Annotated in this window: 13 protein-coding genes; 11 read left to right on the forward strand and 2 right to left on the reverse strand. The window is 63.3% G+C overall.

Annotated features, from left to right (window positions below):
- Positions 1-64: 64 nt before the first annotated feature.
- The 3 genes from ercA (at position 65) to PLD_RS26725 (ending at position 3,941) form a co-directional block, all read left to right on the forward strand.
- Positions 65-1,228 (forward strand): alcohol dehydrogenase-like regulatory protein ErcA, encoded by a 1,164-nt coding sequence (ercA, locus tag PLD_RS26715; RefSeq protein WP_159897663.1) that lies wholly within the window; start codon positions 65-67, stop codon positions 1,226-1,228.
- The gene (locus PLD_RS26720; protein WP_159897664.1) at positions 1,212-2,939 is read left to right on the forward strand and encodes a NahK/ErcS family hybrid sensor histidine kinase/response regulator; all 1,728 of its coding nucleotides are present in this window, start codon (positions 1,212-1,214) and stop codon (positions 2,937-2,939) included. The genes ercA and PLD_RS26720 overlap by 17 nt, the downstream gene beginning before the upstream one ends.
- A 150-nt stretch (positions 2,940-3,089) precedes the next feature.
- Positions 3,090-3,941, forward strand: coding sequence for a VanW family protein (locus tag PLD_RS26725; RefSeq protein ID WP_159897665.1), 852 nt, complete (start codon positions 3,090-3,092; stop codon positions 3,939-3,941).
- Here the strand turns inward: PLD_RS26725 and PLD_RS26730 are convergent.
- A complete protein-coding gene (locus PLD_RS26730) occupies positions 3,915-4,463 on the reverse strand; it encodes a YniB family protein (RefSeq protein ID WP_159897666.1) in 549 nt (182 codons plus the stop codon). The two genes, PLD_RS26725 and PLD_RS26730, sit on opposite strands and share 27 nt — an antisense overlap.
- A gap of 183 nt (positions 4,464-4,646) precedes the next feature.
- Here PLD_RS26730 and PLD_RS26735 point away from each other — a divergent pair, with 183 nt between their 5' ends.
- From PLD_RS26735 to PLD_RS26745, 3 genes are read left to right on the forward strand one after another with little or no spacing between them, the layout of a single operon-like run.
- The gene (locus PLD_RS26735) at positions 4,647-5,315 is read left to right on the forward strand and encodes an ABC transporter ATP-binding protein (protein WP_159897667.1); all 669 of its coding nucleotides are present in this window, start codon (positions 4,647-4,649) and stop codon (positions 5,313-5,315) included.
- Position 5,316: 1 nt separating this feature from the next.
- Entirely contained in the window at positions 5,317-7,797 is a 2,481-nt protein-coding gene (locus PLD_RS26740) for an FtsX-like permease family protein (RefSeq protein WP_178116216.1), read from the forward strand.
- Complete coding sequence (locus PLD_RS26745) at positions 7,787-8,875, forward strand: lipocalin-like domain-containing protein (RefSeq protein WP_159897669.1); 1,089 nt, start codon at positions 7,787-7,789, stop codon at positions 8,873-8,875. Before PLD_RS26740 ends, PLD_RS26745 begins: the two co-directional genes overlap by 11 nt.
- Positions 8,876-9,174: 299 nt before the next feature.
- On the opposite strand, the gene PLD_RS26750 is transcribed toward PLD_RS26745, so the two are convergent.
- Positions 9,175-9,561 carry a hypothetical protein gene (locus tag PLD_RS26750; protein ID WP_159897670.1) on the reverse strand — a complete coding sequence of 129 codons (387 nt, stop codon included), beginning with the start codon at positions 9,559-9,561 and terminating at the stop codon, positions 9,175-9,177.
- Between the two features lie 211 nt (positions 9,562-9,772).
- On the opposite strand from PLD_RS26750, the gene PLD_RS26755 reads away from it, so the two are divergent.
- The 5 genes from PLD_RS26755 (at position 9,773) to tssE (ending at position 14,464) form a co-directional block, all read left to right on the forward strand.
- Positions 9,773-10,129: a hypothetical protein gene (locus PLD_RS26755; protein WP_256674770.1), complete on the forward strand. Its 357-nt coding sequence runs from the start codon at positions 9,773-9,775 to the stop codon at positions 10,127-10,129.
- Positions 10,130-10,441: 312 nt separating this feature from the next.
- A complete protein-coding gene (gene tssA / locus PLD_RS26760; RefSeq protein ID WP_159897672.1) occupies positions 10,442-11,998 on the forward strand; it encodes a type VI secretion system protein TssA in 1,557 nt (518 codons plus the stop codon).
- Positions 11,999-12,031: 33 nt separating this feature from the next.
- Complete coding sequence (gene tssB / locus PLD_RS26765) at positions 12,032-12,538, forward strand: type VI secretion system contractile sheath small subunit (RefSeq protein ID WP_159897673.1); 507 nt, start codon at positions 12,032-12,034, stop codon at positions 12,536-12,538.
- Between the two features lie 27 nt (positions 12,539-12,565).
- A complete protein-coding gene (gene tssC, locus PLD_RS26770; RefSeq protein WP_159897674.1) occupies positions 12,566-14,041 on the forward strand; it encodes a type VI secretion system contractile sheath large subunit in 1,476 nt (491 codons plus the stop codon).
- 15 nt (positions 14,042-14,056) lie between these two features.
- A complete protein-coding gene (gene tssE / locus PLD_RS26775) occupies positions 14,057-14,464 on the forward strand; it encodes a type VI secretion system baseplate subunit TssE (RefSeq protein WP_159897675.1) in 408 nt (135 codons plus the stop codon).
- The last annotated feature ends 8 nt before the right edge of the window (positions 14,465-14,472 follow it).

Below are 14,472 nucleotides of genomic sequence, written 5' to 3' on the forward strand. Positions count from 1 at the left end.
TCAGCAACGGATGCTTTAGGCTGGCGTTCTCCTTTCAGAACAATAAGAAAACAGGCTTCCCCCCATGAGCCAGAATCTCAGTCTGCTGCGCAAGTTCGTGTCTCCGGAAATCATCTTTGGCGCCGGTTGTCGGCATAACGTCGGCAACTATGCGAAGACCTTCGGTGCGCGCAAGGTCTTGGTGGTCAGCGACCCTGGGGTGATCGCCGCCGGTTGGGTGGCCGATGTCGAGGCCAGTCTCCAGGCCCAGGGCGTCGACTATTGCCTGTACAGCCAGGTGTCGCCCAACCCGCGGGTGGAGGAGGTGATGCAGGGCGCCGAGGTCTACCGCGAGAATGCCTGCGATGTGATCGTCGCCGTCGGCGGAGGCAGCCCCATGGATTGCGGCAAGGGCATCGGCATCGTAGTGGCCCACGGGCGCAGCATCCTAGAGTTCGAAGGGGTGGACATGATCCGCGTGCCGAGCCCGCCCTTGATCATGATTCCCACCACCGCCGGCACCTCGGCCGACGTCTCGCAGTTCGTCATCATTTCCAACCAGCAGGAGCGGATGAAGTTCTCCATCGTCAGCAAGGCGGTGGTCCCGGATGTGTCGCTGATCGACCCGGAAACCACCCTGGGCATGGACCCGTTTCTCTCCGCCTGCACCGGCATCGACGCCCTAGTGCATGCCATCGAGGCCTTTGTTTCCACCGGTCATGGCCCGCTCACCGATCCCCATGCCCTGGAAGCCATGCGCCTGATCAACGGCAACCTGGTGCAGATGATCGCCAACCCCGGGGACATCGCTCTGCGCGAGCAGATCATGCTCGGCAGCATGCAGGCGGGGCTGGCGTTTTCCAACGCGATTCTCGGTGCGGTGCATGCCATGTCCCACAGCCTGGGGGGCTTTCTCGACCTGCCCCACGGGTTGTGCAACGCGGTGCTGGTGGAGCATGTGGTGGCCTTCAACTACAGCGCGGCGCCGGAGCGCTTCAAGGTGATTGCCGAGACCTTCGGCATCGACTGCCGCGGGCTCAACCAGCGGCAGATCTGCGGGCGCCTGGTGGAACACCTGATCGCCCTCAAGCACGCCATCGGCTTCCACGAAACCTTGGGCCTGCATGGGGTCAACAGCAGCGATATTCCGTTCCTGTCGCAGCATGCGATGGACGATCCGTGCATCCTCACCAACCCTCGCGAATCCAGCCAGCGTGATGTCGAGGTGGTGTATGGCGAGGCCCTCTGACGACCAGCAACGGGCCCTGGCCGGGCTCTTGGGGCTGGGCAATCACTCGGCACGCAAGAGCCACTACCCGGAACTGGCGGCGCGCCTGGAAGACCTGGAAACCGAGCGCAATCGCTACAAGTGGCTGTTCGAACACGCGGTGCACGGGATTTTCCAGGCCAGTCTGCAGGCCGGCATGCGCGCGGCCAACCCGGCCCTGGCGCGCATGCTGGGTTATTCGGACCCCCAGGAAGTGCTGTTCTCCCTGGCCGATCTGGCCGGCAATCTGTTCGTCGGCGGCGCTGCGGAACTGGCGGCCATCGGCGAGCAGTTGCAAAGCCAGCGCAGCCTGCTGGGTTATGAAACCCAGTTGCGGCGCAAGGACGGCAGCAGCATCGACGTGCTGATGAACCTGTTGCTCAAGCCGGATCAGGATGGGCTGGTGGAAGGTTTCGTCGCCGACATCACCGAACGCAAGCTGGCCCAGCAGCGCCTGGAACAGCTCAACGACCAGCTGGAGCAACGGGTGGCGGCTCGCACCGATGAACTGCTGGAAGCCAACCGCAACCTGCAACAGCAGATCGCCCGGCGCGAGCGCATCGAGCGCGACCTGCGCGAGGCCCGGGACGCCGCCGAGGCGGCCAACCGCAGCAAGGACAAGTACCTGGCCGCCGCCAGCCACGACCTGCTGCAACCCTTGAATGCCGCGCGCCTGCTGATCTCCACCTTGCGCGAGCGGCGCCTGCCGGCGGCCGAGCAACTGTTGGTGGAACGTACCCACCAGGCCCTTGAAGGCGCCGAGGACCTGCTCACCGATCTGCTGGACATCTCCAAGCTCGATCAGGCGGCGGTCAAGCCGGACCTGGCGGTGTATCGCCTGGATGAGTTGCTCGCGCCGCTGGTCTCGGAGTTCCAGTCGGTGGCCGAGGCGACGGGCCTGGAACTGCGGGTGCGCTTTGGCGACTTTGCCCTGTTCACCGACCTGCGGCTGATGACGCGGATTCTGCGCAACTTCCTCAGCAATGCCTGCCGCTACACCGAGCGTGGCAGCATCCTGCTGGCGGCGCGGCGCCGCGGCGATCAACTGCGGCTGGAAGTGTGGGACACCGGGCGCGGTATTGCCGCCGACCGCCTGGAGTCGATCTTCCTCGAATTCAATCAGCTGGATGTGGGCCGCGCCGCCGACCGCAAAGGCGTGGGCCTGGGGCTGGCGATCGTCGAGCGCATCGCCAAGATCCTCGGTTACCGGGTGCAGGTGCAGTCGCGGCCGGGGCGTGGCTCGCGGTTCAGCATCGAGGTGCCCTTGGCGGCCCGGGTGCCGTTGCCCATCAGCTTGCAGGCGCCGCAGCCGGGCACTGGCAATCCGCTGCCGGGGCGGCGCCTGCTGGTGCTGGACAACGAGCTGAGCATCCTTGAGAGCATGGCCGCGCTGTTGGGGCAATGGGGTTGTGAAGTGCTCACCGCCACCGATCAGGCGGCGGCACTGGCGGTGCTTCAGGGCCGGGCGCCGGAACTGATCCTGGCGGATTTTCACCTGGACCACGGGGTTACCGGGTGTGACGTGGTGCAGCAGTTGCGCGAGCATTTCCGGCAGCCGCTGCCGGCGGTGATCATCACCGCTGACCGCAGCGACCAGTGTCGCCGGGCCTTGCAGCAACTGGGGGCGCCGTTGCTCAACAAACCGCTGAAGCCGGGCAAGCTGCGGGCCGTGCTCAGCCAGTTGCTGGGCTAGGGGCGCGCCTGTTCTACGGGGCATTCCAGTACGGGGCGCTCGGGTACAGGGCTTCTGGCATGGGCGCAGACTTGCCGCTAAGATGCCGCTCTTTTTTCAAGGACGAAGCCGGCTCCTGCGCCAGCGCGCCGGGCCGCCGTTGAACCATCGATGAAACCCTTGTCCTCGTATCACCCGCTGCTGTACTGGCTGCGGGTGCGCCAGAAGCGCCTGATGCGTCATCTGGCCTGGCGTTTTTCCGGGCGCCGTTACGCCCGGCCCGAGCCCGGCAGCCCGCGCTTGCCCCATCGGCTGATCAAGCACACCTCGAAACTGATCCGCACCCTGGGCGATTCCGACCTGGCGCTGCAGCACAACAAGGTGATCAACCTCAAACTGGCGGTGGCCTGCATCGACGGCGTGCGCATTGCCCCCGGGGAGTATTTTTCTTTCTGCAAACTGGTGGGCCGGCCCAGTCGCGAGCGCGGTTTTGTCGAGGGCATGGAGCTGTCGTTCGGCGAGGCCCGGCGCGGCATCGGCGGTGGCATCTGCCAGCTGAGCAACCTGATTCACTGGATGGCGATTCATTCGCCGCTTGAGGTGGTGGAGCGGGCCAACCACAGCTTCGACCCGTTTCCTGACGAGGGCCGGGTGCTGCCATTTGGTTCCGGGGCGGCGATCTTCTACAACTACATCGATCTGCTGCTGTACAACCCCGGCCCCCAGACCTTGCAGCTCAAGCTGCAGGTCGGCGCGCAGCAACTGGAAGGCGAGTTGCTCTGCGAGCGGCCGCGCGAGTATCGCTATCACGTCTACCAGCGGGCCCATCGCTTTGTGCGCGAGGGCGCCCGGGTGTACCGCGAGAATCAGATCTGGCGCGATATCCGCACCAAGGGCCAGGACGCCGAGCTGCTGCGCCAGGAATGCCTGTATCGCAACCGGGTGCTGGTCAAGTACCCGGTGGCAGACGCGCTGCTCGATCAGTCGGCTTCGGGCTCAGATGATGCCCAGTATCCACAGTAGGCCCAGGTAGACCGCCGCACAGCCCAGGGGCCAGACCAGAAGCAGGCGGGTCTGGCTGAAGAACGCTGGCGCGGCCTCCACCAGGGTCGAGTCCTCCAACTGTTGCAGGGTCTTGGCGGGCACGCCGTCCTCGACCGGGGCGTTGAGCTGGGCCTCGATCAGCGGTTCGACGGCCTCGACCTTGCGCATCAGCATCCGGCCCGAGGCGAACAGGGCGGCGCCGACGAAGATCAGCAGGTAGATCAGCAGAAATTTCCAGTGAGAGGGATAGCTCAGGTCGAGGAAGCTGGGCGTCGGGCTGTTGTCCCAGAACCAGTTCAGCGGCTGGGTATTGGCATTGACCTGGTACACGAAGTACTTGATCGGGCGATTGATGGTCGAAGCCAGGGTGGTGTAGCTGTCCAGGCGCCAATAGAGCATTTTCAGGGTCGAGAAAAAGGTCGAGATCAAGGCACCGGTAAACAACAGTGCGCCTGCGGCGATGAACAGCCGGTATTTCAATTGGGCCCTGGTGTAGGTCATGGGTGCTTCCTGCAATGAAGAAAAGGGGCCGCAATACTATATTTCTCGGTACCGGACCGATAGGACCGGCGTCTGTTGCGTACGCTGGCGTACCTGGGTTGCCTGCGGCCCTGAAGGTTTCAACCGGGGGCGGCGGCGCACGGGCTATCCTTGAGTTCCTTCAATGGTCGGATGAGTCAGCCCATGCTGGACGTGCAAGGAGTCTTCAAGCGTTACGCCACGCCCCAGGGGCCGCTGGCGGTGCTGCAGGGTGTCGATTTGCACTTGGGGCAGGGCAGTAGCCTGGCGCTGATGGGCGAGTCGGGCAGCGGCAAAAGCACCTTGCTGCACTTGATCGCCGGGCTCGACCGGGTCGATGCCGGCAGCATTCGCATTGGTCGGCAGCATCTGCAGCAGATGAGCGAGGCGCAACTGGCCAACTGGCGCCGCACCGAGGTGGGCCTGGTGTTCCAGCAGTTCAACCTGATCAGCAGCCTGCGGGTCGAGGACAACCTGGGCTTCCAGGCGCGCCTCGCTGGGCGCTTCGATCCATTGTGGCAAGCACGGTTGGTGGAACGCCTGGGCTTGGGGGACTTGCTGCGCCGCTACCCGGAACAACTGTCCGGCGGACAGCAGCAACGGGTTGCACTGGGGCGGGCCCTGGCCTCGAAACCCAGGTTGTTGCTGGCCGACGAACCCACCGGCAGCCTCGATGAGGCCAGCAGTGACGAGGTGCTGAAATTGTTGCTGGAGTTGCTGGCGGACAGCCCCACCAGCCTGCTGATGGTCACCCACAGTCAGCGCGTGGCCAGTCGTTTGCAACAGATTGTCGTGCTGCAGCATGGCCGTCTGGCCGACCCGGTCGAGGCCTGAGGTGCGGGTTTTTCGTGGGACGATGCAGGCGTTGCTGAGCCATTGGCGTCAGCATCCGGTGCAGTTTTTCAGCGCGCTCACCGGGCTGTGGCTGGCCACCAGTCTGTTGACCGGGGTGCTGGCCCTGAACAGTCAGGCGCGTGACAGCTATGCCCGGGCCAGCCAGCTGATCGGCGGCGCGCCCCAGGCCAGCTTGAGCACGGCCAATGACGCGCATTTTTCTCAGCAATGGTTCGTCGACCTGCGCCGCGCCGGCTGGCCGGTGTCGCCGGTGCTGCAGGGGCGCCTGCGGTTGCCGGGGCATGACGACCTGTCCCTGCAAGTGATGGGCATCGAACCGTTGTCGCTGCCCGCCGGTGCCGCGGTGGCCGGGCAGACGCTGGCGTTGCAGCAGATGGTCGAGTTCTTCAGCCCACCGGGGGTGACCTGGCTGGCGCCGCAGACCCTGACCAGCCTGGGCTGGCAACCGGGCGAGCAACCCCGAGCACTCAACGGCCAGCGCTTGCCGCCGCTGCGGGTGCGGGCGGACATGGTCCCGGGATTGTTGTTGATGGACATCGGCTTTGCCCAGCAGGTGCTGGGCCAGCCCGGCTATTTGAGCCGGCTGTTGCTGCCCAGGGATTTTGCCGCCAGCGCGCCGCCGTTGCCCGAGGCCCTGAGGGGGCAACTGGTGTTGCGCCAGGGGCAGGCACAGAGTGACGTGGCGCGCCTGACCGAGAGTTTTCACCTGAACCTGGATGCCCTGGGGTTGCTGTCCTTCGTGGTCGGGCTGTTTATCGTGCACGCCGCCATCGGCCTGGCCCTGGAACAGCGGCGTGGCTTGCTGCGCACCTTGCGGGCTTGCGGGGTCAGTGCGCGTTTGCTGATCCTCTGCCTGAGCGTCGAGCTGGGCGGTCTGGCGCTGTTGGGCGGAATGGCAGGGGTGGTCAGCGGCTACCTGCTGGCCGGGGTGTTGCTGCCGGACGTGGCCGCCAGCCTGCGGGGCTTGTATGGCGCGCCAGTGGCGGGGCAGTTGAGCCTGAGTCCCGGGTGGTGGTTCAGCGGTATCGGCCTGAGTCTGTTGGGCGCCTTGCTGGCCGGTGGCGCCAGCCTGCTGCGGGCGGCGCGCCTGCCGCTGCTGGCCCTGGCCAATCCCCAGGCCTGGCATCAGGCCCATGCCCGCTGGTTACGGCGCCAGGGCTGGATGGCTTCCCTGGCCCTGCTGGTGGCCCTGCTGGCGTGGCGCTGGGGCGACAGCCTGGCCAGTGGTTTCGTGCTGATGGCGGCTTTGCTGCTAGCGGCGGCCCTGGGCTTGCCGGTGCTGCTCAATGCCGTGCTGGGCCGCTTGCTGGGGCGCAGTCGCGGGGTGCTGGGGCAGTGGTTTCTCGCCGATTGCCGGCAGCAGTTGCCGGCCCTGAGCCTGGCCTTGATGGCCTTGCTCCTGGCGCTGGCGGCGAACATTGGCGCCAGCAGCATGACCGCCGGCTTTCGCCAGACCTTCACTGACTGGCTGGAGCAGCGTTTGAGCGCCGAGCTCTACGTCAATCCGCAATCCCCCGAGCAGGCCCGGCAACTGCGTGGCTGGCTGGCGCAGCAGCCCCAGGTGACGGCGCTGTTGCCCAGCTGGCAAGTGGCGTTGCAGATCCAGGGCTGGCCGGCGGACCTGTACGGGGTGGTCGACCATGGCAGCTACCGTGAGCACTGGCCGTTGCTGGCGGCCGCGGGCGCCGATCCCTGGGCGCAATTGGCGGCCCAGGACAGCCTGATGCTCAGCGAGCAGTTGGCTCGGCGGCTCAAGTTGCGGATCGGCGATCGCCTGGAACTGCCGGTGCCGCAAGGGCAGTGGGCGCCGCGAGTGGTGGGGATTTATGCCGACTATGGCAATCCCAAGGGGCACTTGCTGGTGAACGTCGAGCACCTGCTGCGGCACTGGCCGGACTTGACGCCAAACCGCTTCAACCTGCGCCTTGCGCCAGCGGCGGTGCCGGCGCTGATCGGCGCCCTGCAACGGCAATTTCACCTGGATGACAGTCGGGTCATCGATCAGGCCCGGCTCAAGGGCTGGTCGCAACAGGTCTTCGAACGCACCTTCGCCGCCACCGCGGCCCTCAACAGCCTGACCCTGGGAGTGTCCGGGGTGGCGTTGTTCATCAGCCTGCTGACTCAGAGCCAGAGCCGCCTGGCCCAGTTGGCGCCACTCTGGGCCCTGGGCGTGGGGCGTCGTCAGTTGCTGCTGCTCAACCTTGGGCAGACCTGGCTGCTGGCCTTGCTCACCTTGCTGCTCGCGCTGCCCTTGGGCATCGTGCTGGCCTGGTGCCTGAACAGCGTGATCAATGTCCAAGCCTTTGGCTGGCGCTTGCCGTTACGGGTGTTTCCCGGGCAGTTGCTGCAGTTAATGGGGCTGGCGCTGCTGGCAACCCTGCTGGCCTCGGCCTGGCCGCTGCTCAGGCTGTACCGTGCGCAACCGGCGGATTTGCTGAGGACCTTTGCCCATGATGATTGATCGCCTGTGGCGGCGGTTGCCGGTGCTGTTGCTGACGCTGTGGTTGGCCGGCTGCGAGCAGAGCGGCGAGGCGCCCCAGGGATTCGCCGGGCTGGGTAACGAGGCTGGGGCGTTTACCCCGGTGCTGCCGGGGCGGACGTTCAGTTTTCCCGCCGACCACGGCCCTCATGAGGGGTTTCGCATCGAGTGGTGGTACCTCACGGCGGTCCTCACGGATGCCCAGGGCCGGGACTTCGGCGTGCAATGGACGCTGTTTCGCAGTGCCTTGCGCGCCGGCCACGAGTCCTCCGGCTGGGGCGCGCCGTTTGTCTGGCTGGGGCATGCGGCGGCCACTTCGGCCAACAGCCATCATGCCGCCGAGCGCTATGCCCGGGGCGGAGTGGGGCAGGCTGGGGTGACCGCGCAGCCATTGCAAGCCTGGATTGATGACTGGCAGTTGCGCAGTCTGTCCGCAGGGGACGATCCCTTGGCGCGGATGCAGGTGCGGGCCAACGGGCCGGGGTTTGCCTATCAGTTGCAACTGTCCAGCGCTCAGCCTGTGGTGCTGCAAGGTGAGGGCGGTTACAGCCGCAAGTCCGACCGTGGACAGGCGTCCTATTACTACAGCCAGCCGTTTTTCCAGGCCAGCGGGGAGTTGCAGATCGACGGCCAGCGCTATCAGGTCAGCGGCCCGGCCTGGCTTGACCGGGAGTGGAGCAGCCAACCCCTGTCCGCCGACCAGACTGGCTGGGACTGGTTCTCGCTGCACTTGGACAGTGGTGAGCGGCTGATGCTGTTCCGGGTGCGCACCAACGCCGGAGAACCTTACATCAGCGGCACCTGGATCAGCCCCGACGGTCGCACCGAGGGCTTGAGCAAGCAACAGATCCGGCTGACGCCGTTGGAATACTCACACGTCGAAGGTCGTCGTCTGCCCACGGCCTGGCACTTGAACATCCCCAGCAAGGGCGTGGACATCACTACTCAGGCGCTCAACCCCCAGGCGTGGATGAACTTGAGCATTCCTTACTGGGAGGGGCCGCTGGGCTTGAGTGGCAGCCACAACGGTAGTGGTTATCTGGAGATGACCGGATATTGAAGGCGGGTTGGCGGGCCTCTTATGACCCTTTTGCGCCAGGGGGACAACATGTTGGCGACGGTGAAATATCTGGCTCGGCAGTTTTATTCAGAATCGCCGCTCGGACTTTCCCCGGCAGTTGCACTAGAATGCAGGTCGTTCGCCCGGTGCAAGGGCTCTTTACCGGTGCAAGGATTGCCAAGGCCAGGCACTGGGCGAACACCTTTCCCTGTCGCCTTCGGCGATTTTCCTGCTTCGCCCTTCCTTGATTGCGTTGTTTCTGGATCAGCCTTCGATGGCCTCTCGCTCCTTGCCGGCGCTCAAAGTGCCAGTGGTTGCAGACTGATCTGGCGCGCATGCAGGCTGACGAACCGGGGCAGTGGCACTGTGCACTCTTGCAACGTCAGCAGGACGATAGAGGCACCGATGGCCAGTGCCGCGCAACCGTCTCCATCCGCCTGAAGCAACTGGCCGACGATGTGCATCCCATCCTTGTCCCGGCGTATCCGCGGCTCACCCTCAGTGCTGGCCCACAGGTTGTGCTGCCAGCGCATCTCATCCTCCAGGTTCAACTCCACTTCGTGCACCTGGGCAACCTGGGGTTGCGCTCCCAGCCATCGGCCGCGCCCTTCACCGAGGGCGCTGGTGAAATCGACCCACAGCGCAGGCGATGGGTCGGTGTGGATAGCTGTGAGCGTGATGCGCATGTCAGGTGTTTGCACTATTGATTGGGCCGGAGGGATCTGGTTGATATCCAGGGCGCATGTCAGGCGCCAAGGCTGCCGGGATCGATCGCGCCTGGCAAGTTGCACGTGCGCTGTCATTGCCGATTCCAAGGGCATTCCACAGAATGCGCCATGGTCCCGGATCGGGTCGCGGTTTAATGATGGATGCAGTGGAGTTTATGGATTGATCGGGTTGAAGCGTTTTCTGATGGCGATCGGTGGGCTGGCGTTGGGGCTGTTTGTGCTGGGGCTGACTCTATTGGACTTCTCCAAGGCCCCCGCGCATGTGCTGGCCGAACATCCCAATGCCCAGTGGCAAGGCGGGCCCGATGGTGGACATTACCTGGAAATCACCCGCTCTGAACCACCGTATTATTTCGTCCAGATTCGCTATGAAAGCGGCGATTTATGGGAAGAGGGCTGGCTCAAATATGGGCATGGCGGGGGTGAAACGTTGACCGCCAACAACGTGATTGCGTTCGACGGCGATGGGGTGATTTACCTGCAGCAGCGCAAGCTGCTGGCTCGCGACAAGGCCGGGGCTCGTTGAACATCAAGCCCGCGGACGCTCAGGCGGGGCGGCGCTGAGACGAGTCATGGACGTGAACAACAGCTGTCTTCTGGTGCTGTGCAATTTGTTGCGCATCAGAAACTAACCAAATGAGTACGAGATTTTTTGAGTCTTATATAAGAAATTTCTCATATTTTTGCCTGGGGGGTTCCAGTAGTGTTTTGCGCACCTGAACGGATATCTGGTAGTTCCAGTGCGCACTTTGATTCTCACCTTTGCGAAAGCCGCCTTTAAAGAGCGCAACACTGGCTTTTGCCTTGCCTGGGTAGCGTGCATGGGCAGTATTCGCCCATGAGCTACTCCCGCAAACTGTCCGCGCACCACCTCAAACTCGCCCAGTGCTCTGTTCATGAACACAGTTTCGCCGGTGAGGATGTGCGCTTCTCCAATGAATACGAAGCCCTGGAAAACGAGCTGGGCAAAGCTCAGTCGGTGCATGAAAACGGCCAGGTCGATTGGCTGAAAATCCAGGAGCAAAGCGAAGCGCTGTTACGCCATCAATCCAAGGATCTGCGAGTCGCCGCTTGGCTGACCTGGGCCCTGCATCAGCGTGAATCGTTCGCCGGTCTGTTGGCGGGTCTAGGCCTGTTGCGGCATCTGTGCGAACACCACTGGGAACAGATCCATCCGCTGAAATTGCGTACCCGCGCTGCGGCCATCGCCTGGCTGGTGCCGCGTCTGCAAGAGGTGCTGGACGACGATGTGCCGATCAAGGAGCAACTGCCGTTGTTTCGGCGCCTGATAGAACACTTGGAAGGCCTCGATGGCGCGCTGACCCAGCATTTGGGAGACGACGCTCCCTTGCTTTTACCGATCTGTCGGCGCCTGCGGGGCATGGTGGATCGGGCAACTGACAAGCAATCAGAACCCGGGGCGGTTGGTACCGTGGTTGCTCAGGTTAAACAGGCTGCGGCGCAGTTGTTCACCCCCGGTTCTCCCATCGATAACGAAAAGGACGCTCAGAAGGCTCTGCGCGCGCAGCAGGAAAACGCCCGTCCACTGTGCGCCTGGTGGCTGCGGCAGAAGGCCACCGATCAGCGGGCGCTGCGGCTCAATCGCACCCTCTTATGGCTGGGCATTGATGCCGTGCCCGAGCGTAACGCCGAGCAGGTCACTGCGCTGCGCGGCTTGCCGGCGGACAAGCTGCGTCACTACCAGGAACGTTTCGCCCAGGGCCAGTACGCCGATCTGTTGGTGGAGCTGGAGGCCAGCCTGGCGCGGGCGCCATTCTGGTTCGACGGGCAGCGCATGGTCTGGGAATGCCTGCAGGCACTCAATGCTGATCAGGCCCTGCGCGAGGTGGAGTTTCATTTCGCCCTGCTGCTGCAACGGCTGCCCGGGGTGATCGAACTGCGTTTTCATGACGGCGTGCCTTTTGCCGATCCAGCCACCCGCAGTTGGGTCAGCGCTCACGTGATGCCTCACCTGCAAAGCGTCAGCGCACCACGAAAAATCGAATCCGACAGCCCCTTGCCAGCCTGGGAAGAGGCCTTGCAAGAGGTGCAGCCAATCTTGCGCAAGGACGGCCTCAAGACCGCGGTGCAGGTGCTCAAGCAGGGACTGCATGGCGCCCAGGGCGGGCGGGTGCGTTTCTTCTGGCACTTAAGCCTGGCCCGGCTGTGTTTCATGGCCAAAAAATATGAACTGGCCAAAACCCAATTGGAGACCCTCGACCAGGAGCTGCAGCGCTCCGGGCTGAATGCCTGGGAGCCTGATCTGGCGCTTGAGGTGTTGCACTTGCTGCACAGCTGCTGCGAGCTGTTGCCGCAAAACCATGCGGTCCGTGAACGCAAGGAAGAGATTTATCGCAGGCTGTGCCATCTCGATCTCGAGGTGGTGCTCGAATAGGCCCAAGGGCCAACAACCCCAAGGAGAAGTGTCATGGCCAAAGAAGGCTCTGTAGCGCCCAAGGAACGGATCAACGTCACGTTCAAACCCGCCACTGGCGGAGCTCAGGAAGAAATTGAACTGCCGTTGAAGCTACTGGCGATCGGCGATTACACCCAGCGCCTGGATGAGCGCAAGGTGGAGGATCGCAAACCCATCAGCATCGACAAGATGACCTTTGACGAGGTGCTGGCCAAGCAAGAACTGCGCCTGACCTTGAGCGTGCCCAACCGTCTGCAGGACGGCGACGGCAGCGATGAGCTGGCGGTGCAGTTGCGCGTCGACTCGATGAAGGACTTCAACCCGGCCAGCCTGGTGGAACAGGTGCCAGAGTTGAAAAAGCTCATGGAGCTGCGTGATGCCCTGGTCGCCCTCAAAGGTCCTTTGGGTAACGCGCCGGCCTTTCGCAAAGCCATCGAAGGAGTGCTCGCCGACGACGAGTCCCGTGATCGGGTATTGGGTGAACTGGGCCTGAGCGCCGTACCCGCCCAGGAAGCCTGAGATCCCAACAGCAAAGGAAGCTAGATCATGAGCAGTAGTGCAGCACAGCAGAAAACCCAGGACAGCAGCGAATACAGCCTTCTCGACAGCATCATCGCCGAGACTCGCCTAACCCCGGACGACGAAGCCTATGGCATCGCCAAGCGCGGAGTCTCGGCTTTCATTGAGGAACTGCTGAAACCGCAGAACAGCGGCGAGCCAGTGAAAAAGGCGATGGTCGATCGCATGATCGCCGAGATCGACGCCAAGCTCAGTCTGCAGATGGACGAGATTCTTCACCACGCCGATTTCCAGTCGCTGGAGTCGGCCTGGCGTGGTTTGCAGTTGTTGGTGGACCGCACCAACTTCCGCGAGAACATCAAGATCGAGATCCTCAACGTCTCCAAGCAAGACCTGCTGGACGATTTCGAGGATTCTCCGGAGGTTATGCAGGCCGGCCTCTACAAGCATATTTACACTGCCGAATATGGCCAGTTCGGTGGCCAGCCGGTGGGTGCCATCATCGCCAACTACTTCATGTCCCCCAGTTCGCCTGACGTGAAGCTGATGCAGTATGTGTCCAGCGTTTCCTGCATGTCCCACGCACCGTTCATTGCGGCGGCGGGACCGAAGTTCTTCGGTCTGGAAAGTTTCGCCGGGCTGCCGGATCTCAAGGACCTCAAAGACCATTTCGAAGGCCCGCAATTCACCAAGTGGCAGAGCTTCCGCCAGTCCGAGGACGCCCGCTACATCGGCCTGACCCTGCCGCGCTTCCTGCTGCGCAACCCTTACGATCCGGAAGAAAACCCGGTGAAGTCCTTTGTCTACAAGGAAACCGTTGCCAGCAGCCATGAGCACTATCTGTGGGGCAACACCGCGTATGCCTTCGGTACCAAGCTGACCGACAGCTTCGCCAAGTTCCGCTGGTGCCCGAACATCATCGGCCCGCAGAGCGGTGGCGCGGTGGAGGACCTGCCGCTGCATCACTTCGAAAGCATGGGCGAGATCGAAACCAAGATCCCTACCGAGGTCCTGGTATCGGACCGGCGTGAGTACGAATTGGCGGAAGAGGGCTTTATTTCCCTGACCATGCGCAAGGGCAGTGACAACGCCGCGTTCTTCTCTGCCAGTTCGGTGCAAAAACCCAAGTTCTTTGGCATCAGTGCCGAAGGCAAGGCGGCGGAGCTCAACTACAAGCTCGGCACCCAGTTGCCGTACATGATGATCGTCAACCGTCTGGCCCATTACCTGAAGGTACTGCAGCGCGAGCAGTTGGGGTCGTGGAAAGAACGCACCGACCTGGAACTGGAACTCAACAAGTGGATCCGCCAGTACGTGGCCGACCAGGAGAACCCCAGTAGCGAAGTGCGTGGCCGGCGTCCATTGCGTGCCGCGCAGATCATCGTCAGCGACGTCGAAGGCGAGCCGGGCTGGTATCGGGTTAACCTCAACGTGCGTCCGCATTTCAAGTACATGGGGGCGGACTTCACCCTGTCGCTGGTGGGCAAGCTGGACAAAGAGTAAGGCAGGAGCTGAGCCATGCACCGATACGGCAGTCTTTTCGAACGCCTGAGCGGTGAAGCCGAGCAACGGGTCGGCTGGAGTCGCGAGGTGGCCGCTATGGCGTCCGTGGCTGCCCATCTGGCGAAGATGCTCAGCACCCGGGCGGGCAGTGTGCAGACACTGTCCGACTACGGGCTGCCAGACCTCAACGACATGCGCCTGAGCTTGCACGACTCCCTGAGCCAGGCGCGTCAGGCGATCGAGCACTTTATCGAGACCTATGAGCCTCGGCTGTCCAAGGTCCGGGTGGTGTCACTGCCTGAGGATCACGACCCACTCAAGCTGGCCTTCAGCATCGAAGGCTTGCTGGAGGTGGATGGAGTCAAGCGCCAGGTGAGCTTCGCCGCGCGCCTGGATGGCAGCGGACAGGTCCGGGTCAAGTAAGGAGGCTA

Source organism: Pseudomonas sp. LD120 (assembly GCF_009861525.1).
In the GTDB taxonomy this organism is placed as follows: domain Bacteria; phylum Pseudomonadota; class Gammaproteobacteria; order Pseudomonadales; family Pseudomonadaceae; genus Aquipseudomonas.